Source organism: Mycobacterium sp. (assembly GCF_050701675.1).
In the GTDB taxonomy this organism is placed as follows: Bacteria; Actinomycetota; Actinomycetes; order Mycobacteriales; family Mycobacteriaceae; genus Mycobacterium.
Window position 1 is genome coordinate 1 of the sequence record NZ_JBOGDD010000447.1, and the last position, 21,266, is coordinate 21,266.

At 67.3% G+C, this 21,266-nt stretch carries 20 protein-coding genes; 15 read left to right on the forward strand and 5 right to left on the reverse strand.

Annotation, left to right across the window (positions count from 1 at the left end; translation table 11 throughout):
* Positions 1–727 (reverse strand): amino acid permease (locus ACRDUX_RS13460; protein WP_526414552.1); only part of this gene is annotated, 727 nt, incomplete at its 3' end.
* 211 nt (positions 728–938) lie between these two features.
* Between ACRDUX_RS13460 and ACRDUX_RS13465 the strand changes: the two genes are divergently transcribed.
* The 7 genes from ACRDUX_RS13465 (at position 939) to nicT (ending at position 7,479) form a co-directional block, all read left to right on the forward strand.
* Positions 939–2,288 (forward strand): glutamine synthetase family protein, encoded by a 1,350-nt coding sequence (locus ACRDUX_RS13465; protein WP_526414553.1) that lies wholly within the window; start codon positions 939–941, stop codon positions 2,286–2,288.
* A 22-nt stretch (positions 2,289–2,310) separates the two neighbouring features.
* The gene (locus ACRDUX_RS13470) at positions 2,311–3,048 is read left to right on the forward strand and encodes a gamma-glutamyl-gamma-aminobutyrate hydrolase family protein (RefSeq protein ID WP_526414528.1); all 738 of its coding nucleotides are present in this window, start codon (positions 2,311–2,313) and stop codon (positions 3,046–3,048) included.
* Positions 3,045–4,409: an aldehyde dehydrogenase family protein gene (locus ACRDUX_RS13475; RefSeq protein WP_526414529.1), complete on the forward strand. Its 1,365-nt coding sequence runs from the start codon at positions 3,045–3,047 to the stop codon at positions 4,407–4,409. The genes ACRDUX_RS13470 and ACRDUX_RS13475 overlap by 4 nt, the downstream gene beginning before the upstream one ends.
* Entirely contained in the window at positions 4,410–5,183 is a 774-nt protein-coding gene (locus ACRDUX_RS13480; RefSeq protein WP_526414530.1) for a 3-oxoacyl-ACP reductase, read from the forward strand.
* A 14-nt stretch (positions 5,184–5,197) separates the two neighbouring features.
* Positions 5,198–5,920 (forward strand): FadR/GntR family transcriptional regulator, encoded by a 723-nt coding sequence (locus ACRDUX_RS13485; RefSeq protein WP_526414531.1) that lies wholly within the window; start codon positions 5,198–5,200, stop codon positions 5,918–5,920.
* Positions 5,921–5,961: 41 nt separating this feature from the next.
* Positions 5,962–6,288 (forward strand): ArsR/SmtB family transcription factor, encoded by a 327-nt coding sequence (locus ACRDUX_RS13490; protein WP_526414532.1) that lies wholly within the window; start codon positions 5,962–5,964, stop codon positions 6,286–6,288.
* An 87-nt stretch (positions 6,289–6,375) separates the two neighbouring features.
* Complete coding sequence (gene nicT / locus ACRDUX_RS13495; protein WP_526414533.1) at positions 6,376–7,479, forward strand: Nickel transporter NicT; 1,104 nt, start codon at positions 6,376–6,378, stop codon at positions 7,477–7,479.
* Between the two features lie 49 nt (positions 7,480–7,528).
* Here the strand turns inward: nicT and mtr are convergent, their stop codons facing one another.
* Together mtr and ACRDUX_RS13505 are read right to left on the reverse strand one after the other, a co-directional pair.
* Positions 7,529–8,911, reverse strand: a complete 1,383-nt coding sequence (gene mtr, locus ACRDUX_RS13500) for a mycothione reductase (RefSeq protein WP_526414534.1) — start codon at positions 8,909–8,911, stop codon at positions 7,529–7,531.
* Between the two features lie 4 nt (positions 8,912–8,915).
* Entirely contained in the window at positions 8,916–9,956 is a 1,041-nt protein-coding gene (locus tag ACRDUX_RS13505; RefSeq protein WP_526414535.1) for an alpha/beta hydrolase, read from the reverse strand.
* Between the two features lie 148 nt (positions 9,957–10,104).
* Here ACRDUX_RS13505 and mqo point away from each other — a divergent pair, with 148 nt between their 5' ends.
* The 7 genes from mqo (at position 10,105) to ACRDUX_RS13540 (ending at position 18,912) form a co-directional block, all read left to right on the forward strand.
* Entirely contained in the window at positions 10,105–11,610 is a 1,506-nt protein-coding gene (gene mqo / locus ACRDUX_RS13510; protein WP_526414536.1) for a malate dehydrogenase (quinone), read from the forward strand.
* Positions 11,607–12,071: a GNAT family N-acetyltransferase gene (locus ACRDUX_RS13515; RefSeq protein WP_526414537.1), complete on the forward strand. Its 465-nt coding sequence runs from the start codon at positions 11,607–11,609 to the stop codon at positions 12,069–12,071. Before mqo ends, ACRDUX_RS13515 begins: the two co-directional genes overlap by 4 nt.
* 6 nt (positions 12,072–12,077) lie before the next feature.
* Positions 12,078–13,976 carry a magnesium chelatase subunit D family protein gene (locus tag ACRDUX_RS13520; protein WP_526414538.1) on the forward strand — a complete coding sequence of 633 codons (1,899 nt, stop codon included), beginning with the start codon at positions 12,078–12,080 and terminating at the stop codon, positions 13,974–13,976.
* A gap of 37 nt (positions 13,977–14,013) precedes the next feature.
* A complete protein-coding gene (cobO, locus tag ACRDUX_RS13525; RefSeq protein ID WP_526414539.1) occupies positions 14,014–14,628 on the forward strand; it encodes a cob(I)yrinic acid a,c-diamide adenosyltransferase in 615 nt (204 codons plus the stop codon).
* Positions 14,629–14,725: 97 nt separating this feature from the next.
* The gene (locus tag ACRDUX_RS13530; RefSeq protein ID WP_526414554.1) at positions 14,726–16,093 is read left to right on the forward strand and encodes a cobyrinic acid a,c-diamide synthase CobB; all 1,368 of its coding nucleotides are present in this window, start codon (positions 14,726–14,728) and stop codon (positions 16,091–16,093) included.
* Entirely contained in the window at positions 16,090–17,298 is a 1,209-nt protein-coding gene (gene cobA / locus ACRDUX_RS13535; protein ID WP_526414540.1) for a uroporphyrinogen-III C-methyltransferase, read from the forward strand. Before ACRDUX_RS13530 ends, cobA begins: the two co-directional genes overlap by 4 nt.
* 33 nt (positions 17,299–17,331) lie before the next feature.
* Positions 17,332–18,912: an MFS transporter gene (locus ACRDUX_RS13540; RefSeq protein WP_526414541.1), complete on the forward strand. Its 1,581-nt coding sequence runs from the start codon at positions 17,332–17,334 to the stop codon at positions 18,910–18,912.
* Here ACRDUX_RS13540 and ACRDUX_RS13545 read toward each other — a convergent pair.
* Positions 18,909–19,331: a zinc-binding dehydrogenase gene (locus tag ACRDUX_RS13545; protein ID WP_526414542.1), complete on the reverse strand. Its 423-nt coding sequence runs from the start codon at positions 19,329–19,331 to the stop codon at positions 18,909–18,911. The genes ACRDUX_RS13540 and ACRDUX_RS13545 overlap by 4 nt on opposite strands.
* Positions 19,318–20,313 (reverse strand): LysR family transcriptional regulator, encoded by a 996-nt coding sequence (locus ACRDUX_RS13550; RefSeq protein ID WP_526414543.1) that lies wholly within the window; start codon positions 20,311–20,313, stop codon positions 19,318–19,320. The genes ACRDUX_RS13545 and ACRDUX_RS13550 overlap by 14 nt, the downstream gene beginning before the upstream one ends.
* A gap of 100 nt (positions 20,314–20,413) precedes the next feature.
* On the opposite strand from ACRDUX_RS13550, the gene ACRDUX_RS13555 reads away from it, so the two are divergent.
* Positions 20,414–21,229: an SDR family oxidoreductase gene (locus tag ACRDUX_RS13555; RefSeq protein ID WP_526414544.1), complete on the forward strand. Its 816-nt coding sequence runs from the start codon at positions 20,414–20,416 to the stop codon at positions 21,227–21,229.
* The last annotated feature ends 37 nt before the right edge of the window (positions 21,230–21,266 follow it).

Consider the following 21,266-nt stretch of genomic DNA (forward strand, 5'->3'; position numbering starts at 1 on the left):
GGGTCAGGATCGCCGAGATCGGCAGCACGAACAGCAGCCAGCCGATACCAGACGTGGAGCCGCCGAACATGCCGCTGTTGTTGATCGTCTTGGCGAACACGTCGGAGAGGCTGGCGTGCTGCTTGGGAATCACGATCAGGATCCCGATGACGATCGCGGCACCGGCCACGTGCCACCACACCGAGACGTTGTTGATGATGGCCAGCAGGTGGCTGGAGAAGATGTTGATGGTCGCCGACGCCGCCAGGATGATCAGGAAGATGATGAACGTCCTGGTCAAGCTGTAACCGGCGAGCCAGGTCTCACTGAACGTGCCGAGCGTCAGATCGAGGAACGTCGCGCAGCCGTAGGACACGGACGCCAGGATGGCGATCAGCCCGATCAAGTTCAGCCAGCCGGTGTAGAAGCCGGCCTTCGCGCCGCCGAGTTTGCTCGCCCACCAGTAGATGCCGCCCGAGGTGGGGTAGGCGGACACCAGCTCGGACATGCACAGCCCGATGACGAGGATGAAGGCCGATACGATGGGCCAGCCCCAGGCGATCGCGGCCGGGCCGCCGTTGTTCCAGCCGAGACCGAACGAGGTGAAGCAACCCGCGAGGATCGAGATGATCGAGAACGAGATCGCGAAGTTGCTGAAGCCGGACCAGGAGCGGTTCAACTCCTGCGTGTAGCCGAGTGACGCAAGGTGTCTTTCGTCGTCAGACAGTTCTTCATGACCCTCTGGCACGGTGGTCTCCTTCTCGGGGCAGCGCTCTCCGAGAGCGCTCACTGAGTAAGCACAATAGAGTGGCAATGGTCTGGTGTCCTACCTTTGGCAGTGACGGTTGTGTAAATGTGTGAAGGGATTGCCCGGTGGCACGAATCCAATGGTTGACTTCGAGCCATGTTCGTCGGTTTGAGAGGCAGGGCTCATGAGTAAGGGAAGCGCTCGATCCGGCATGCTCCAGCTGGCCGAACTCGAGCAGATGGTGGCGGCAGGCGAGATCGACACCGTCATCGTCGCCTTCACCGACATGCAGGGCAGGCTGACGGGCAAACGGATCTCGGCTCGGCTCTTCGTCGACGACGTCATCGCGCACGGGGCCGAGTGCTGCAACTATCTGCTGGCCGTCGACGTCGACATGAACACCGTCGACGGATACGCGATGTCGAGCTGGGAAGCCGGCTACGGCGACATGGTGATGACGCCGGACTTCTCGACGCTGCGGCTTCTGCCGTGGTTGCCTGCCACCGCTCTGGTGATGGCCGACCTCGGCTGGCACGACGGCAGCCCGGTGGTTCCCGCGCCGCGCAGCATCCTGCGCTCACAACTCGACCGGCTCGCCGAAAGGGGCATGGGCGCGGTGGCCGCCACCGAACTCGAGTTCATGGTGTTCGACGACACCTACCGCGACGCCTGGAAGTCCGACTACCGCAACCTGACTCCCGCGACCGACTACAACATCGACTACGCAATGCTGGCCTCGACCCGGATGGAACCTCTGCTGCGCGACATCCGCGTCGGCATGGAGGGCGCCGGGCTGTACTGCGAGGGCGTCAAGGGCGAGTGCAACCTCGGTCAGCAGGAGATCGGGTTCCGCTACGACGACGCACTGGTCACCTGTGACAACCACACGATCTACAAGAACGGCGCGAAGGAAATCGCCGATCAGCACGGCAAGAGCCTCACGTTCATGGCGAAATACGATGAGCGCGAAGGCAACAGCTGTCACATCCACCTCTCGTTCCGCGGAACGGATGGTTCGGCCGTGTTCGCCGACGACGATGCCCCGGACGGCATGTCGCCGATGTTCCGCAGCTTCATCGCGGGCCAGCTGGCCACTCTGCGTGAGCTGACGCTCTTCTACGCACCGAACATCAACTCCTACAAGCGGTTCGTGGACGGGAGCTTCGCGCCGACCGCGGTCGCGTGGGGGATGGACAACCGCACATGTGCGCTGCGGGTCGTCGGCCACGGGCACGGCATGCGGATGGAGTGCCGGGCGCCTGGCGGTGACGTCAACCAATACCTCGCCGTGTCCGCGTTGATCGCAGGGGGTCTGCACGGCATCGATCAGCAGCTCGAGTTGCCCGACGCATGCGCTGGCAACGCATATACCAGTGGCGCGGAACGACTCCCGACCACACTGGCCGAAGCGGCGGCGTTGTTCGCCGAGTCGACGGTGGCGCGCGAGGCGTTCGGCGACGAGGTCGTCGAGCACTACCTCAACAACGCCAGGGTCGAGCTGACGGCCTTCAATTCTGCGGTCACCGATTGGGAGAGGCGACGTGGTTTCGAACGACTGTAATTCGAGCGCGTCTGCTCGGCCGGTGATTGGGCTCACCACCTACCTTCAACAGGCCCAGACCGGGGTGTGGGACGTCCAGGCGAGCTTTCTGCCCGCGATCTACGTCGAGGGCGTGACACGGGCGGGGGGCATCGCCACGCTGCTGCCGCCACAGCCCGTGGACGACGGGATCGTCGGGCGCGTTCTCGACGGGCTGGACGGCTTGGTGATCACCGGCGGGCGCGACGTCGACCCCGCCGCCTACGGCCAGGCTCCGCATCCGAAGACGGATGAACCGGCGCTGGATCGGGATGCGTGGGAATTCGCCTTGGTGCGTGGGGCATTGGCGCGGGGACTGCCCTTGCTCGGCATCTGTCGCGGCGCCCAGGTGCTCAACGTCGCGCTCGGCGGGACGCTGCACCAACACCTGCCCGACGTGGTCGGTCACAACCAACATCAGCTGGGCAACGCCGCGTTCAGCACGTCGTCGATCCAGACCGTTCCCGGGACCCGACTGGCCGCGCTGATCGGCGAGTCCACCGACGCCCAGTGCTACCACCACCAGGCCATCGCCGAGCTCGGCAAGGGACTGATCGCCACGGCGTGGGATACCGACGGGGTGATCGAGGCCGTCGAGATACCGGGCCAGACGTTCGTGCTTGCGGTGCAGTGGCACCCCGAGGAACGTCTCGACGATCTGCGGCTCTTCTCCAGTGTGGTTCAGGCCGCAGCGGCTTACTCAACGTCCAAGGTAGCGGTCAAGGAAAGGAACACAGCGTGAGCACGTCGACACTGATCAATCCCGCGACCGAGGAGGTGCTTCGCACCGTCGAGCAGCTCGACGTCCCCGCGGTCGACGACGCGGTGGCTCGTGCGAAGTCCGCACAGAAGCAGTGGGCCAAGCTGGCGCCCGCCGAGCGGGCCGGTGCGTTGCGGTCGTTCGCCGCGCAGGTGGATGCCCACGTCGATGAGCTGGCGGCGCTGGAAGTGGCCAACTCCGGACACGTGATCGGCAACGCCGAGTGGGAGGCCGGACACGTCCGCGACGTGTTGCAGTTCTACTCGGCCAGCCCGGAGCGCATGTCCGGCAAGCAGATTCCCGTCGCCGGTGGCCTGGACGTCACCTTCAACGAGCCGCTCGGCGTCGTCGCCGTGATCGCTCCGTGGAACTTCCCGATGACCATCGCGTCGTGGGGTTTCGTACCGGCGCTGGCCGCTGGCAACGCCGTCTTGGTCAAGCCCGCCGAGATCACCCCGCTGACCACCATGCGGTTGGCCGAACTCGGACGAGAGGCCGGGTTGCCCGACGGACTGTTCCAGGTTCTGCCGGGCAAGGGCTCGGTGGTGGGGGAGCGCTTCATCAGTCACCCCGACGTCCGCAAGATCGTCTTCACGGGCTCCACCGAGGTGGGTGTCAAGGTGATGGCAGGCGCAGCCGCGCAGGTGAAGCGGGTGACCCTGGAGCTCGGTGGCAAGAGCGCCAACATCGTCTTCGACGACTGTGACCTGGAGAAGGCCGCGGCCACCGCGCCGTACGGCGTATTCGACAACGCGGGACAGGACTGCTGCGCCCGTAGTCGCATCCTGGTTCAGCGTAACGTCTACGACAAGTTCATGGAGCTGTTGGAGCCTGCGGTGAAGGGTCTCGTCGTCGGCGATCCGTCATCGCGGGACAGCGAGATGGGGCCGCTGGTGTCGCGCCCGCACTTCGACACCGTCGCATCCTACGTCCCCGACGGCGCGCCCATTGCATTTCAGGGTTCCGCACCATCAGGGCCCGGATACTGGTTCCCACCAACGGTTCTCACTCCACAGCGGACCGATCGCTCGGTCACCGAGGAGATCTTCGGCCCCGTCGTCACGGTGCTGCCGTTCACCGACGAGGCCGACGCGATCGAGCTCGCCAACGATTCCCCGTACGGTCTGTCCGGCTCGATCTGGACGGACAACCTCTCGCGGGCGATGCGGGTGTCCCGAGCAGTGGAATCCGGCAACCTGAGCGTGAACTCGCATTCGTCCGTTCGGTACAACACCCCGTTCGGCGGATTCAAGCAATCGGGTCTTGGCCGCGAGTTGGGCCCCGACGCGCCGCTGCACTTCACGGAAACCAAGAACGTCTTCTTTGCGATTGGAGAAATCTAGATGGATCTGACCCAGCGGCTCGCAGGCAAGGTCGCGGTCATCACCGGCGGCGCCAGCGGCATCGGGCTCGCGACCGCCAAGCGAATGCGGGCCGAGGGCGCCACGATCGTGATCGGGGACATCGACCCGGCCACGGGCAAGAGCGTCGCCGACGATCTGAATGGCACCTTCGTTCGGGTCGACGTCTCGGACCAGACCGCCGTGGACAATCTGTTCGACACCGCCGCGGAGGCTCACGGCTCGGTCGACATCGCCTTCAACAACGCGGGCATCAGCCCGCCGGAGGACGACCTGATCGAGGCCACCGGCATCGACGCGTGGGACCGGGTGCAGGACATCAACCTCAAGTCGGTGTTCTTCTGCTGCAAGGCAGCATTGCGTCACATGGTGCCTGCGCAGAAGGGGTCGATCGTCAACACCGCGTCGTTCGTCGCAGTGATGGGGTCGGCGACCTCGCAGATCTCCTACACCGCGTCCAAGGGCGGGGTGCTGGCCATGTCGCGCGAGCTCGGCGTGCAGTACGCTCGCCAGGGCATCCGCGTCAACGCCCTGTGTCCCGGACCGGTGAACACGCCTCTGCTGCAGGAACTCTTCGCGAAGGATCCGGAGCGGGCGGCGCGGCGGCTGGTGCACGTTCCGGTCGGGCGGTTCGCCGAGCCCGAGGAACTCGCCGCGGCGGTCGCGTTCCTCGCCAGTGACGATGCCTCGTTCATCACCGCGTCGACCTTCCTGGTCGACGGGGGCATCAGCGGCCACTACGTGACGCCGCTGTAGTTGAGGCCAGGACGATGACCGCCGAATCGGATCCGCTGCCTGCCAGCGAGGCGCTGCTGCGGCCGGTGCGGCTCGGCAACGCCTTCGAGGACACCGTCGGCCGGTTGCTCGAGACCATTCGGCTCGGTGTGCTCGAACCCGGGGAGTCACTGCCGCCCGAGCGAGAACTGGCTACCCGGCTCGGCGTCAGCCGCGACACGGTTCGCGAGGCCATCAAGTCGCTGTCGGACGCCGGCTATCTGGTGTCGCGGCGTGGTCGGTACGGCGGCACGTTCCTTGCCGAGGACCTGCCCGCCCCCAGCGCCGACGGGCCACGCTTCAGCCGTGCCGACATCGACGATGCACTGCGGTTGCGCGAGATCCTCGAGGTGGGGGCAGCGCGGTTGGCGGCGGGCCGGACGCTGACCGCGGTCGAACGGGAGACGCTGTGGAGCAGACTCGCCGACGCCAACGGAGCGGCACCGGAGGACTACCGCAGGCTGGACTCGCGCCTGCATCTGGCCATCGCCGAGACCGCAGGTGTGCCTTCGTTGGTGCCGTTGGTCGCCGAGAACCGGATGCAGCTCAACGAGCTGCTCGACCACATCCCGCTGCTGTCCCGCAACATCGCGCACTCCGACGAGCAGCACGAAGCGATCGTGATCGCGATCCTCGCCGGCGACGGTGAGGGCGCTGCCGCGACGATGACCGCACACATCTGGGGCTCCGCGGCCCTACTGCACGGCTTCCTGGATTGACATCGTCCTCCCACCGCCCACCCATGGACTAAATTGCACACATGGAGACCGGCGGCGAGGCGGTGGTGCGACACGCGTCGTCGGCGCTCGCCGACGTCGACATCCATGGCTGGACGCAGCGCTTCGACCTGCTGTCGGACCCCAACAGGCTCGAGATCCTGCTGTGTCTGCACCGCGCGCCCGGGATCTGCGTGAGCGACCTCGCCGCGGTCGTGGCACGATCGGAAAACTCCGTCTCGCAAGCACTTAGGGTGCTGAGGCAGCAGGGCTGGGTGAGTTCGACCCGGGTCGGTCGCGCGGCGAGCTATCGGTTGGAAGACCACATCGTGCACGATCTGCTGCACTGGATCGGCGCCGCGCACGGGTAGGTACCGACCTGCCCATCTGAACAGCTAGACAGATGACTGGCCGCGACATAGTGTCGAGTCACATCTTTTCCAGCGTTTGGAGGGCACGTGGTCGTCAGTGCGTCACCGGATTCCCTAGCGAAACCGAACGTCGTCACCCGACTCGACCGCACTGACTGGCTGACGATCGCCGGCCTCGGCGCCGTGGTGCTGTTCCTGCACCTCTTCGGCTGGGGAGTCCTGGTGTTCGGCGTGGCTCCGCAACACATCACGCTCGGGTCGACGGGCGTTTTCGGCGTCGGCCTCGGAGTGACCGCCTACCTCCTCGGGGTACGGCACGCGTTCGACGCCGACCACATCGCGGTCATCGACAACACCACCCGAAAACTCGTCGGCGAGGGGCAGCGATCGCTTTCGGCGGGATTCTGGTTCTCCCTCGGCCATTCCAGCGTCGTCTTCGGGCTGGCGTTCCTGCTGGCGCTGGGTGTCAAGGCGTTGGTCGGTCCGGTCCAGGACGAGAACTCCTCGATGCTGCAGACGCTCGGCCTGATCGGTTCCCTGGTGGCGGGCACCTTCCTCATCCTGATCGGTCTGACCAATCTGTTCGCGGTGGTCGGCATCGCGAAGGTGTTCCGCGGCATGCGCACGGGTGATTTCGACGAGGCCGAGCTGGAACGCCAGCTGAACAGTCGCGGCTTCCTCGCCAGGCTGCTCGGCCGGGTCATGAAACGAGTCAGCAAGCCGTGGCATCTCTATCCGGTGGGACTGCTGATGGGACTCGGCTTCGACACCGCGACGCAGGTGGCGTTGTTGGTGCTCGCGGCGGGTACCGCCGCATTCACGCTGCCGTGGTACGCCGTGCTGGTACTACCGGTCCTCTTCGCGGCGGGGATGAGCCTCTTCGACGCGGCCGACGGGATCTTCATGGCACGCGCCTACGGGTGGGCCTTCCTCAAGCCGATCCGCAAGGTCTACTACAACCTCACCGTCACCGTGCTTTCGGTGTTCGTCGCCCTGGTGATCGGCGTCATCGTGCTCATCGGACTGCTCGTCGACCGTCTCGGGATCGAGTCGGGGCCGCTGGCCGTCATCGGCTCTGCCGACCTCGAGTCCGTCGGATTCGTGATCGTCGGGATCTTCGTCGTGGTCTGGCTGGGCGCGCTCGCGGTCTGGCGGTTCGGCCGGGTCGAGGAACGCTGGGACCGGTCGTGATTTGGGCGCGGTCCGTTGCGGTGAACGCAACCGAACGCGCCGAAGTCGCCTAGTCGACGAGGCCCAGCAGCGCGTTCTCGATGACCTCCGGTAGCGCCGGATGGATCCAGTACTGGCCCTGGGCAACCTCTTTCGCGGTCTGGCCGAAGCTCATCGCCTGAATGATCGGCTGGATGATCGAGGACGCCTGGTAACCCATGATGTGTGCGCCAAGGATCTTGCCCGTCGCGCGGTCACCGATCAGCTTCGCGACTCCGTGCTGGTCCTCCATGGCCCAGCCGTAGGCGGTGTCGCCGTAGTTCTGCACCTTGCTGACCACGTCGAAACCCGCTGCCCTCGCCTCGTCCTCCGTCATGCCGACCATGGCGATCTGCGGATCGGTGAAGACGGCCGACGGCACGTACCGGTGATCGGAGGCCCGCATGGAGGCGGTGTCGTCCCAGTCGCGCACCAGGTTGTGCTGCACCACTCGCATCTCGTGGTTGGCGACGTGCTTGAGCTGATATTCCGACGACACGTCACCGAGCGCGAAGACGCCACGCGCCGAGGTTCTTTGGAATTCGTCCACGATGACGCGACCGTCCTCGACGACGACTCCGGCGAGCTCGGCATCGAGCAGATCGCCGTTCGGGATTCGGCCGGTGGCGACCAGGAGGGCGTCGGCGCGCACGGTCGAGCCGTTGTCCAGAACCAGCTCGGTTCCCGACTCGTCGGTGTTGGCGCCGATCACGTTGCGGTGGGTGCGCAGATGCCACTTGTCACCTGCGATCTTGGTGAACTTCTCGCACACCGCGGCGTCGCAGTGCGTCAGCAGGGAGCTGCCGCGTACGACGATGGTGATCCGAACGCCCAACGCGGAGAAGATGTGTGCGAACTCGGCGGCGACGAATCCGCCACCGACGATGACCATGTGCTCCGGCAGCGAGTCCATCCGCATGACCGTGTCGCTGGTGTAGTACTCGACGCCGCACTCGTCGACCGCAGGCGGCACGTTGATCCGCGAACCCGCGGCGATCGCCACCTGATCCGCGCTGAACTCGTCGCCGGCATCGGTGCGGAGCAGGTATCTGCCGTCGTCCGACACGCCGGTGAACCTGGTGTGGCTGCCGTACACCGTCATGTTGGGCAGCGAGCGCTTGTACCGTTCACCGTCCTGCGCGATCGGGTCGATGCGGCCGAACACCCGGGACACGATGTCCTGCCACCGGATTGCGTCGACGTGCGCGTCCACGCCGTACCGCGACGCGTGCGTGATGGTGTTGGCGACCTCGGACGCATAGACGAACATCTTGGTGGGGATGCAGCCGACGTTCAGGCACGTACCGCCGAAGACGCTCTGCTCGCAGATCGCGATCCTCTTGTCGGCGTAACGCTCGTCGGGGATGCTGTTGCCAGAACCTGTGCCGATGATTGCCAGATCGAAGTGTTCCACGCAGCTAGCCCCGTTCGAAGTGTGTTGTGTCGCTCCGTGATTCAGAGCTGAGGTAGTCATCGAGCCAGCGGCCCAATTCGAGGTAGGCATCGGCGCGCGGCTCGGTCAGTGACAGGAACACGTCGTGTTTGGCGTCGGTGATCGGTGCGATCGTCTGGCGGTTGCCCACACAGCCCGCCCACCGGGCGATCTGCTTGACGTCCAGCACGGCGTCGCCGCGCTGAATCGACTCCGGGTCGGGCGTTTCGAGAACACTGTGACCTGAGCGCAGCAGGAGGTTCGGCACGCCGACGTCGAGCCCCCGGTGCAGCCTGGCCTGGCCCCTGCGGATCGCGTTGATCCAGCCGAACGTGATCGGGAACCCGCCCAGCGGCTTCAGGTCGAGGTCGTAGTCGAACTCGCCTGCGTAGTCACGGTGCAGGCTGCTGCCGTAGCCGCCGAGCGTGGGCTTGCGGATGACGTGCAGCTTGCGCAATCGGGCCAGGGCGATCAGCGTGGCCGACGTGGGCGCGGTCCGCAGGATTGCGGGCCCCTGCAGGTCGAGGAACGGGCTGTTGAGCACCAGTCCACCGACGGGGGACAACGTTCCTCGGCGCCGCATGCGGTCCAGCCACAGCGCGGCGATCAACCCGCCCGCCGAGTGGCCGTACACACAGACCTCGACCGGTTCGTGACCGTCGCCGTCGGCCGCGATGACGGCGAGTGCGCGATCCAGTTCCCCGTCGTAGCTCGCCAGATCCGTGGTGAAGTGCGGAGTCTGCCCCTGCTGGCGCGACCTGCCGCACTTGTGCAGGTCCAGCGCGTAGAAGGTGAACCCGCGTTCGGCGAAGTGGTCGGCCAACTCGGTGTTGAAGAAGTAATCGGTGTAGCCGTGCAGCGCCAACACCGCGTGCCTGCCACGGGGGCCGTCGCCCCGGCGCACCAGCGTGGCCACCAGCTGACCCTCACCATGCGGATCGCGGCCCAGCGGCAGGGTCAGCTGCCAATAGCCGGGCAGCACGTCGGGTTCCCATGCGGGCGCCCCGCCAGGTTCCTTCGGTGTCACGGCCCCAACTCTAGGCGGGCATCGGGTGTGACCGGAGGAACGTGGCCAGGATGTCGGCCGAGCGATTGCGGACCGATACCACGGGATAACCTGGTGAGACAGGAAGCCGTGACGAGCGGGTGTGCGACCACGAAGGGTCAAGGATCAGGTGTCTGAGGTAGCTAAGACCGACGTCGTGCTGGTGGGCGCGGGCATCATGAGTGCGACGCTGGCGACTCTGTTGAAGCTGATGGAGCCCGACTGGTCCATCACGCTCATCGAGCGGCTCGACGGTGCCGCCGCCGAGAGCAGCGATCCGTGGAACAACGCGGGGACGGGCCACTCCGCGCTGTGTGAGTTGAACTACACCCCGCAACGCCCCGACGGGTCGGTCGAGATCAGCAAGGCCGTCCACGTCAACGAACAGTTCCAGGTGTCGCGACAGTTCTGGGCCCACTCGGTGGAGAACGGCGTCCTGCCGGACGTGCGCAGCTTCCTCAACCCCATCCCACACGTGAGCTTCGTGCACGGCGCGGAGAATCTCGACTACCTCAAGCGCCGCCGCGAGACGCTCGTCGAGAACCCGCTCTTCGCGTCGATGGAGTACATCGACGACGAGGACGAGTTCACCCGCCGGCTCCCGCTGATGGCCGCCAAGCGCGACTTCTCCGAGCCCGTCGCTCTCAACTGGACTACGGACGGCACCGACGTCGACTTCGGTTCACTGACCAGACAGCTCACCGGCTTCGCCGCTCAACGCGGCATGACGACGCTCTTCGGCCACGAGGTGCGTGACCTGGGCAAGGAGTCCGACGGCAGTTGGACGCTGAAGGTCGTCAACCGTCGCACGGGGCAGAAGCGCAAGCTCAGCGCAAAGTTCGTCTTCGTGGGCGCCGGTGGCGGCGCCCTGCCACTGCTGCAGAAGTCCGGCATCGCGGAGGCCAAGGGATTCGGTGGCTTCCCGGTCGGCGGCGAGTTCCTGCGTACCGGAGACTCGACCCTGGCCGCCGCACACCAGGCCAAGGTGTATGGCCAGCCGCCAATGGGCGCGCCGCCAATGTCGATGCCGCACTTGGACACCCGCGTGATCAATGGTAAGTCCTGGCTGTTGTTCGGTCCGTTCGCGGGCTGGTCGCCGAAGTTCCTCAAGCAGGGCAAGGTCACCGATCTGCCGTTCTCGGTGAAGCCGAACAACCTGGGCTCGATGCTCGGCGTCGGACTCACCGAGATGAGCCTGGTGAACTACCTCGTCGGCCAACTCAGGCTCAGCGAGGGTGACCGGGTGGACGCGCTGCGGGAGTTCGCACCGGGCGCCGTCGATTCCGATTGGGAGCTCGACGTCGCGGGTCAGCGGGTTCAGGTGATTCGGCGCAAGGGTGCAGGTGGTGTGCTGGAGTTCGGCACCACGGTGATCGCGGCCGCCGACGGCAGCCTGGCGGGCCTGCTCGGTGCATCGCCGGGCGCCTCGACTGCCGTCCCGGCCATGCTCGACGTGATGGAGCGCTGCTTCGCCGACCGTTTCCCGTCTTGGGTGCCGAAGCTCAAGGAGATGGTGCCGTCGTTCGGCACTGAGCTGTCAGGCGAGCCCAAGCTGTTCGAGGAAGTGTGGGCATGGGGCACGAAGGTGCTCAAGCTCGACCAGAAGGCAACGGACGCACCCGCGGTCCCCGTATGACGGTCGCGCCGCGGCGAAGCTGGGCCAAGGACCTCGATGCCTCAACGCTGTATGAGCTGTTGAAGCTGCGCGTCGAGGTCTTCGTCGTCGAGCAGGCCACCCCGTACCCGGAGTTGGACGGTCGCGACCTGCTGGCCGAGACACGGCACTTCTGGTTGGAGGGTCCCGACGGCAAGGTCATCGCGACGCTGCGCCTGATGGAGGAACATCCGGGCGGCGAGAAGGTCTTTCGCATCGGACGGGTGTGCACCAAGCGCAGCGAGCGTGGTCATGGCCATACCAGTCGCATCATGCAGGCCGCGCTCGCCGAGGTCGGTGACGACCCCTGCCGCATCAACGCGCAGACATACCTGGAGGAGATGTACGCCAAGCACGGTTTCGTCCGCGACGGCGACGAGTTCCTCGACGACGGGATTCCCCACATCCCGATGTTGCGCGCCGGATCCCGCGGCGTGGGCTGAGCCCGGATGACGTCGTCTCCTGCCGCGCCGACCTACCCGGTTCCGTATCCGTTCAGCGCCCTCGTCGGGCAGGACCGACTGCGGCTGGCGCTCATCCTGTGCGCCGTGCGGCCCGAGATCGGCGGCGTGCTGATCCGCGGCGAGAAGGGCACCGCGAAGTCGACGGCGGTGCGTGGTTTGGCCCAGGTGCTCTCCGCGGTCGACGAGGGGGCCCGGCTGGTGGAACTGCCGATCGGCGCCACGGAGGACCGCGTGGTCGGATCGCTGGACCTGCAGCGCGTGCTGCGCGACGGCGAGCATGCGTTCTCGCCAGGGTTGCTGGCGCGCGCGCACGGCGGGGTTCTGTACGTCGACGAGGTCAACCTGCTGCACGACCACCTCGTCGACGTCCTGCTCGATGCGGCGGCCATGGGCCGGGTGCACGTCGAGCGTGACGGTGTCTCGCACAGTCACGAGGCCAAGTTCATGCTCGTCGGCACCATGAATCCCGAAGAGGGCGAACTGCGTCCGCAGCTGCTCGACCGGTTCGGCCTGACGGTCGACGTCTACGCGTCCCGCGACGTGGACACCCGCGTCGAGGTGATCCGGCGACGCATGGACTTCGAGGCCGACCCCGACGGTTTCGCCGCGCGCTACGCCCCCGATGACGTCGATCTCTCCCGCCGGATCGCATTGGCGCGCAGCGTCGTCGGCGCGGTGGTGTTGCCGGACAACGAATTGCGGCGCATCGCGGCGCTCTGTGCGGCGTTCGACGTCGACGGAATGCGCGCCGACCTCGTGGTGGCTCGGACGGCGGTCGCGCACGCCGCCTGGCGGGGCGCAGATCTCGTCGAGGAGGAGGACATCCGGGTCGCCGCCGAGCTCGCGCTTCCGCACCGGCGCAGGCGTGACCCGTTCGACGATCCCGGTCTCGACCCAGATCAGCTCGACGACGCGATGCAGCAGGCAGGCCAAACAGCTGAGGACCCCGAACCCGAACCCGAACCGGAGCCCGACCCGCCGGGTGGCGGGGGAGGAGCGACTGACGGTGCTGGCGCCGAGGCCGCCAATGACGCTGCACCGCAGCGTAAATCGCCGTCCGGTGGCTCGCGACCCAACGCCGCCCCGTCAGCCACCTTCCGCGCCAAGGCGCTGGTGGTGCCGGGAGTGGGGGAGGGCGCGCCAGGTCGTCGCTCCAGGGCGCGCAATCGGATGGGCACCCCGGTGTCGGCCACCGACGATCCGGAGGCCGGCCACGGGCTGCACGTCTTCGGCACGCTGCTGGCCGCGGCGGCCAGGCAGACCGGACCGGGGCGTCTCCGCCTCGGTCCCGCCGACCTGCGTCGATCGATTCGTGAAGGGCGTGAAGGCAATCTGGTGATCTTCGTCGTCGACGCGTCGGGATCGATGGCGGCGCGCGATCGCATGTCCGCCGTCGGTGGGGCCACGCTCTCGCTCCTGCGGGATGCCTATCAACGCCGGGACAAGGTCGCCGTCGTCACCTTCCGTGGACAGCAGGCGCAGATGCTCCTTCCGCCCACGTCGTCGGTGCACATCGCCAGCAGGCGGCTGGCGCACTTCGACACCGGAGGCAAGACACCGCTGGCGCAAGGACTCTTGGCGGCCAGGGACGTGGTGGTGCGGGAGAAGGCACGGGACCGCGCGCGTCGCAGCCTGGTGGTGATACTGACCGACGGCAGGGCGACGGGTGGCCCCGATCCACTCGGGCGGACTCGGACCGCCGCGGCGATGCTCGTCGCGGAGGGTGCGGCTGCGGTCGTGGTTGACTGCGAGACGTCCTACGTGCGACTGGGTTTGGCCGGGCAACTGGCCACCCAGCTGGGCGCGCCCGCGGTGCGGCTCGCGCAGCTTCGAGCCGACGGACTGACGCGGCTGGTCAAGTCGCAGGACGATCGCGCCGCCTGACTCGGACGCGCCGCCTGAATCAGAATGGGAGATTCCGATGCCACAGGGCCAACCGCTCGCCGTCCCCGCCGACGGCCTGACCACCAGGGCGCGTCGCAATGCGCCCCTGCTCGCCGTCCACACCGGACCCGGCAAGGGCAAGTCGACCGCCGCCTTCGGGATGGCGCTGCGCGCCTGGAATCAGGGTTTCGACGTCGCGGTGTTCCAGTTCGTCAAGAGTGCGAAGTGGAAGGTGGGCGAGGAGGCGGCATTTCGCGAACTCGGCCGCGTGCACGACGAGCACGGGATCGGCGGGCCCGTGGAGTGGCACAAGATGGGCTCCGGTTGGTCGTGGTCGCGCAAGCACGGATCAGACGTCGACCACGCAGCGGACGCGGCCGACGGCTGGGCCGAGATCTCGCGGCGGCTCACCGAACAGCGCCACGACTTCTACGTGCTCGACGAGTTCACTTATCCCCTGAAGTGGGGCTGGGTCGACGTCGACGAGGTCGTCGCCACGCTGGCCGATCGACCGGGTAATCAGCACGTGGTGATCACCGGCCGCGACGCCCCGCAGCAGTTGCTCGACGCCGCCGACCTGGTGACCGAGATGACGAAGGTCAAGCACCCGATGGACGCGGGCCGCAAGGGCCAACGCGGGATCGAATGGTGACCCCCTCCCTCTGCCCCTCCCTCTGGCGCGACCGTGCGTGTCTGTGCGCGACGCGCCGACTCCGCGCGTGCGAGCACGCACGCTCGCGGCGGGTTCGGTGAGCACTCCCGCGATCGTGATCGCCGCGCCGGCCTCCGGCAGCGGCAAGACCACGGTGGCCACCGGCCTGATGGGTGCGCTGCGCAATGCCGGCCGCGCGGTCGCCCCGTTCAAGGTCGGCCCGGACTTCATCGACCCCGGCTACCACGCGCTGGCCGCAGGGCGGCCGGGCCGCAACCTGGATCCCGTCATGGTCGGCGACCACCTGATCGGGCCCCTGTACCGGCACGGCAGCTCCAATGCCGACGTGGCGGTCGTCGAGGGTGTGATGGGTCTGTTCGACGGCCGGATCGATGCGAACGCCTCCGGCCCCGCCCGCGGGTCGACGGCACACGTCGCCGACCTTCTCGGTGCGCCGGTGGTGCTGGTCGTCGACGCCCGCGGCCAGAGCCACAGCATCGCCGCGCTGCTGCACGGGTTCTCGACGTTCGACCGCTCCGTGCGCATGGCCGGGGTCATCCTGAACCGGGTGGGTTCGCCACGGCACGAGGAGGTTCTCCGGCAGGCCTGCGAACACGCTGGTGTTTCGGTTCTCGGCGCGATCCCGCGAGCCGACGAACTGTCCGTTCCGTCCAGGCACCTAGGGCTGGTGACGGCGGCTGAACACGGTCAGCGCGCCCGCGAGGCGGTCGAGGCGATGTCCGCCCTCGTCGCCCGCCACGTCGACCTCGCCGCCGTGGCGGCCGTGGCGGCCTCGCACGTTCGGGCCGAGCCGTGGACTCCCGCCGTCGCGGAGCCGGTCACCGGCGCCGTCACCGTCGCGCTGGCCGCCGGGCGGGCCTTCACGTTCGGTTATCCCGAACACTCCGAACTGCTCCTGGCCGCTGGTGCCGACGTGGTCGAGTTCGACCCGTTGACGGAGTCGTTGCCCCCTGGCGCCGACGCGCTGGTGATTCCCGGCGGGTTCCCCGAGGAGTTCACCACCGAGTTGTCTGCGAACGGTATTGTGCGACAACAGATCAAGGATATGGCGGGACGTGGCGCCCCAATTCATGCGGAGTGTGCTGGCCTGACGTATCTGGTCGACGACCTCGATGGACATCCGATGTGCGGGGTGCTTTCGGGCACCGCCCGCTTCACCGAGCGGTTGACGCTGGGGTACCGCGACGCCGTCGCGCTCGTCGACTCGTCGCTGCACCAGGCGGGGACACGGGTGGTAGGGCACGAATTCCATCGCACCGCAGTGACATTCGCCGGCGAATGCTCACCGGCCTGGGCCTTTCGGAACGGCGCAGGGGCATCGGTCACCGACGGCGTGATCACCGCAGGGATGCATGCCGCGTACCTCCATGCACACGCGGCCGCGCACCCCCGCGCGGCAACCCGCTTCGTGGCGGCGGCGGCAACCTCTAAGCTCGCCGGGTGACCGAGAACGCCTACCTCGTCGGCATGCGCCTCGACGGCAAGAAGGTCGTCGTCGTCGGCGGAGGCAGCGTCGCCCAGCGCCGGATCCCCCTGCTTCTCGCCAACGGGGCCGACGTCCACGTCGTCACCCGCGAGGCGACGCCTGCCGTCGAGGCCTTCGCCGAGTTGAGGAACGGCATCACCCTCGAGCTGCGTGACTTCCGCGACGGCGACCTCGACGGCGCGTGGTACGCGATCGCCGCGACCAGCGACGCCGCGGTCAACGAAGCCGTCGTCGCCGAGGCCGAGCGCTCGAGGATCTTCTGCGTGCGGGCGGACATCGCCAGGGACGGCACCGCCGTGACCCCTGCGACCTTCGAGTACGACGGACTCAGCGTCGGGGTGCTGGCCGGTGGTGAGCACCGTCGTTCCGCGGCGATCCGCTCGGCGATCCACGAGGCGCTCCAGAGCGGCGTCATCACCGACGAGGTTCCTGCCGGTCTGCGCGGTGCGGTCGCCCTGGTCGGTGGCGGACCCGGTGACCCTGAGTTGATCACGGTGCGGGGCAGACGGCTGTTGGCGCAGGCGGACGTGGTGGTCGCCGACCGGTTGGCCCCGCCCGAGTTGCTGGCAGAACTCGCCCCCCACGTCGAGGTGATCGATGCCTCGAAGATTCCGTACGGGCGCGCAATGGCTCAGGACGCGATCAACGAGGTGCTGATCGACCGCGCCAGGGCGGGCAAGTTCGTCGTGCGACTCAAGGGCGGGGACCCGTTCGTGTTCGCCCGCGGTCAGGAAGAGGTCATCGCGTGTACGGATGCGGGCATCCCGGTGACCGTGGTGCCCGGTGTGACGAGCGCGATATCGGTACCCGCGTTGGCAGGCGTTCCGGTCACGCACCGCGGCGTGACCCACGAGTTCGTGGTGGTCAGCGGCCATGTTGCGCCGGGGCACCCCGAATCGTTAGTGAATTGGAATGCGCTGGCGGCGCTGTCGGGCACGATCGTCCTTCTGATGGCCGTCGAACGGATAGAGCTGTTCGCCAAGGTGCTCCTGGAAGGGGGCAGGCCAGCGGAAACGCCGGTTCTGGTGGTCCAGCACGGGACCACTGCGGCGCAGCAGACGCTGCGGACCACCCTTGCCGAGGCGCCGGAAGACATCCGGGCGCACGGCATCCGCCCGCCCGCGATCATCGTGATCGGGGCCGTGGCCGCCTTCGCCAATTAAAGGATTCTTAAGATTACTGTAAGGTAACCCGCTATGACGGCTCTCAACGATGCAGCGCGCGCCGCCATCGAAGGTGATGCGGAAAGCGCCGACGGGCGAGCTCCACGCACCCCCATTACGCAGGCCCAGATCGTGAAGAGCAGCTGGTATCCGACGTGGCTGCCGTCGCGGCGCTTCCTCGCCGCGGTGATCGCGATCGGCGGCATGCAGCTGCTGGCCACCATGGACAGCACCGTGGCGATCGTCGCGCTGCCGAAGATTCAGGACGAGCTCGATCTCTCCGACGCGGGCCGCAGCTGGGTCATCACCGCGTATGTGCTGACGTTCGGCGGCCTGATGCTCCTTGGCGGCCGTCTCGGCGACACCATCGGCCGCAAGCGCACGTTCATCGTGGGTGTCGCCCTCTTCACCATCGCCTCGATCCTGTGCGGTGTGGCTTGGGATGAGACCACCCTCGTCATTGCCCGCCTGGCCCAGGGCGTCGGCGCGGCGATCGCATCGCCGACCGGGCTGGCGCTCATCGCCACCACGTTCCCGAAGGGGCCCGCGCGCAACACGGCCACCGCGGTCTTCGCCGCGATGACCGGCATCGGCTCGGTGTTGGGGCTCGTCGTCGGCGGCGCCCTGACCGAGGTGTCCTGGCGGTGGGCGTTCCTGGTGAACGTCCCGATCGGCCTGCTGATGATCTACCTGGCCCGCAGGACCTTGCGTGAGACGCACCGCGAACGGATGAAGCTCGACGCCGCAGGCGCCATTCTGGCGACGCTCGCGTGCACGGCCGCCGTCTTCGGGTTCTCGATGGGCCCGGAGAAGGGCTGGTCGTCCACGCTGACGCTCGGCTCCGGACTCGCAGCGATGGTGTTCTTCACCGCCTTCGTCTACGTCGAGCGCACCGCGGTCAACCCCGTCGTGCCGTTCAGCCTCTTCCGCGACCGCAACCGGGTCGCCACCTTCGCGGCGGTGTTCCTCGCCGGCGGCGTCATGTTCACGCTGACGGTGCTCATCGGCCTGTACGTGCAGGACATCATGGGCTACAGCGCACTTCGTGCGGGTATCGGCTTCATTCCGTTCGTCATCGCGCTCGGCATCGGCCTCGGTTTGTCGTCCTACCTGGTGTCGATCTTCCCGCCGCGCGTGCTGGTGATCGCGGGCGGCGTATTCGTCCTCGCGGCGATGGTCTACGGCTCGACGCTCAACGGCGACATCCCGTACTTCCCGAACCTGGTCATCCCGATCACCGTCGGTGGCTTCGGCATCGGCATGATCGTCGTACCGCTCACGGTGTCGGCGATCGCGGGCGTCGCCTTCGACGAGATCGGCCCTGTCTCGGCGATCGCGCTGATGCTGCAGAGCCTCGGCGGCCCCGTGGTCCTTGCGGTCATCCAGGCCGTCATCACATCCAGGACCCTGTACCTCGGCGGTACCACCGGCCCGGTGAAGAACATGGACGTCGCGCAATTGCACGCGCTCGACCAGGGCTACACCTATGGTCTCCTGTGGGTCGCGGCCGTGGCGGTCATCGTCGGAGTGGTCGCACTGTTCATCGGCTACACGGCGCAGCAGGTCGCGCAGGCACAGGAAGTCAAGGAAGCGATCGACGCGGGCGAGATCTAGCTCGTTGTGTCACCGATGACGAGGACGAGCTTGCCGCCCGCGTGACCCGACTGGCTCAGTTCCGTCGCCGTTCGCCAGTCCTCGAGTGGGAATGTCCGGGCCACCGGTACTGAGAAGCGGCCCTCGGACGCCAGCTGCGCATAATCGCCGAGCATGTCGTAGTTCGGGACGGAATCGTCGTCGAACTGGAAACGTGCGCCTAGCTCTTCGGCCGCCGCAAAATCACTCAGCGTGAGCACGTGCGCTGGCGCTCTTACGGTGCGCACCAGGCGCGGCAGCGCATTGCTGACCGGTGCGGCATCGAGGACGAGGTCCACTGGTCCGCCGGCGATCCCGACAACGCGCTCTGTCATGCCGTCGCCGTAGTCGGTGACCTCGGCACCCACGGCGCGTAGTGCGGAGGATCTACTCGCCGTCACCGCGGCCGAGCCCGCTACCAGAGACCTCTGATCGCTCTGCGCCCACGGCGCGAATTCCCCGGCCTGCTACTTCGAGCGCATCGATGATCGCGCGCACCTCGTCGGTCTGCTCCGGTCGACTGACGGCGAGCGTCAGACGACCCAACCAGTTCGGGTCGTCGACACGGACGGTCGTCACACCGTCGGGCACCGATGGAGCGGCGAGTTCGGGCACCAGGCAGATGCCAAGCCCGGCGGCGACCAGGCCAAGGCGTGCAGGCCAACCCCTGGTGCGGTGGGCCACAACGGGATCGGACAACGTCGGCCATGCCGTGAACTGAGGATCGCCCGCCGCTCCTTCGCCGATCACCCATTTCTCCCCGACCAACTCGTGGACCGCCACCGCGGTGCCGTTCGCACTGCGCGCGTGCGCGGCCAGTCGGTGCCCCACGGGAACGGCCACGCACAGATCGCCAGCGAACACCCGGTGCGTCGCCAACCCGTCGAGGTCGTAGTCGGGGAGTCCGGCGCCGACGCCGATGACCGCAATCACTAGCCGTCCGTTGCGCAGGTCGCGGAGCAGCGCAGGGGTGGACCCCTCGCTCAACCGCACCGATAACCCGGGGTGCTCGACGGCGAGCCGAGCGATCGCCCTTGGTGCGAGAACCGCTGCAGCAGTGGGGAAGACGCCCATCCGAACCCGTCCTGACAGGCGGTCACCCAGACCATCGAGATCGCGTCGCAACGAATCCACGTCGGCAAGGATGCGCCCGGCGTAACCGACGACCGCACTGCCCGCTGCGCTGAGACTGACACCGCGGGCCTTGCGGACGAAGAGGGGCATGCCCGCTGCCGCCTCCATCGCGGCGACCTGACGCGAGATGGCCGGCTGCGAGTAACCCAGGGACCGTGCGGCGGCAGTGAACGACCCGAGCAGTGCGATCTCCCGGCACACCCGCAAACCCGCCAGGGTCATCTCGTCCACCCGACCCACATCACCCATGCGATCAGCGTATGCGTTCGATCCGAAACCCTCATCTGAAGTATGGATTGTCACGGCGTTGGCTGTCGTTGACCGGAGCATGACGAAGAGGGAAGAGGGCATGCCGAGAACCTGGTTCATCGCAGGAGCGTCCCGTGGCATGGGCCGCGAACTGGTCGAACAACTCCTGGCCAACGGCGATCGCGTCGCGGCCACGGCTCGCGACGTACATCAGCTCGACGACGTCGCACGCCACTACGGCGACCGGCTGTGGGTCAAGGCGCTCGACGTGACCGACACGTCAAGCGTTCGCGCCGTCGTCGACGACGCCTTTGGCGCGCACGACCGGATCGACGTCGTGGTGTCCAACGCGGGTTACGGAGTGTTCGGCGCCGCCGAGGATCTGAGCGACGAACAGATCGACCGCATGATCGCGACGAACCTGACCGGGTCCGTGCAGTTGGCCAGGGCGGCGGTGCCCCATCTGCGGGCTCAGGGTGGTGGCCTGTTGATGCAGATGTCGAGTATGGGCGCGCACGTCGCCTTCCCCGCCTTCTCGCTCTATCACGTCACCAAGTGGGGCATCGAGGGCTTCTACGAGGCGCTGGCCCAGGAGGTCGCCCCGTTCGGAATCCGCACCACCCTGGTGGAGCCCGGCGTCGTCCGCACGGGGTTCTTCGACGCCGCGACGCGCGTGCCGCTCAGCGAGCCCTACCTGGGCGGCCTCGCGGATCGGCCGCCCATGTCCACCGACGAGATGGTCGACAGCCTGCAGAAGACAGTGGCGGCAATCATCCGGGCCGGTGACTCCGCCGAGCCACCCCACCGCCTGATCCTCGGATCCGACGCCTGGCAGCTGGTCACCGAGGCGCTCAGAGGACGACTCGACGAGCTGATGCCACAGCGCGACAACGCCGCGACCGCGGACATCGGGTAGCCCCAGCCCGTTCAATCTCCGGTTTCGCCCCTGCCGC

Bases quoted from the DNA above. Each gene is read 5' to 3' on its own strand.
- ACRDUX_RS13465 (WP_526414553.1), top strand. From the start codon at position 939: ATGCTCCAGCTGGCCGAACTCGAGCAGATGGTGGCGGCAGGCGAGATC.
- ACRDUX_RS13490 (WP_526414532.1), top strand. From the start codon at position 5,962: ATGGAGACCGGCGGCGAGGCGGTGGTGCGACACGCGTCGTCGGCGCTC.
- ACRDUX_RS13550 (WP_526414543.1), bottom strand. From the start codon at position 20,313: ATGGGTGATGTGGGTCGGGTGGACGAGATGACCCTGGCGGGTTTGCGG.
- ACRDUX_RS13480 (WP_526414530.1), top strand. From the start codon at position 4,410: ATGGATCTGACCCAGCGGCTCGCAGGCAAGGTCGCGGTCATCACCGGC.
- ACRDUX_RS13540 (WP_526414541.1), top strand. From the start codon at position 17,332: ATGACGGCTCTCAACGATGCAGCGCGCGCCGCCATCGAAGGTGATGCG.
- ACRDUX_RS13555 (WP_526414544.1), top strand. From the start codon at position 20,414: ATGCCGAGAACCTGGTTCATCGCAGGAGCGTCCCGTGGCATGGGCCGC.
- ACRDUX_RS13520 (WP_526414538.1), top strand. From the start codon at position 12,078: ATGACGTCGTCTCCTGCCGCGCCGACCTACCCGGTTCCGTATCCGTTC.
- cobO (WP_526414539.1), top strand. From the start codon at position 14,014: ATGCCACAGGGCCAACCGCTCGCCGTCCCCGCCGACGGCCTGACCACC.
- ACRDUX_RS13485 (WP_526414531.1), top strand. From the start codon at position 5,198: ATGACCGCCGAATCGGATCCGCTGCCTGCCAGCGAGGCGCTGCTGCGG.
- ACRDUX_RS13515 (WP_526414537.1), top strand. From the start codon at position 11,607: ATGACGGTCGCGCCGCGGCGAAGCTGGGCCAAGGACCTCGATGCCTCA.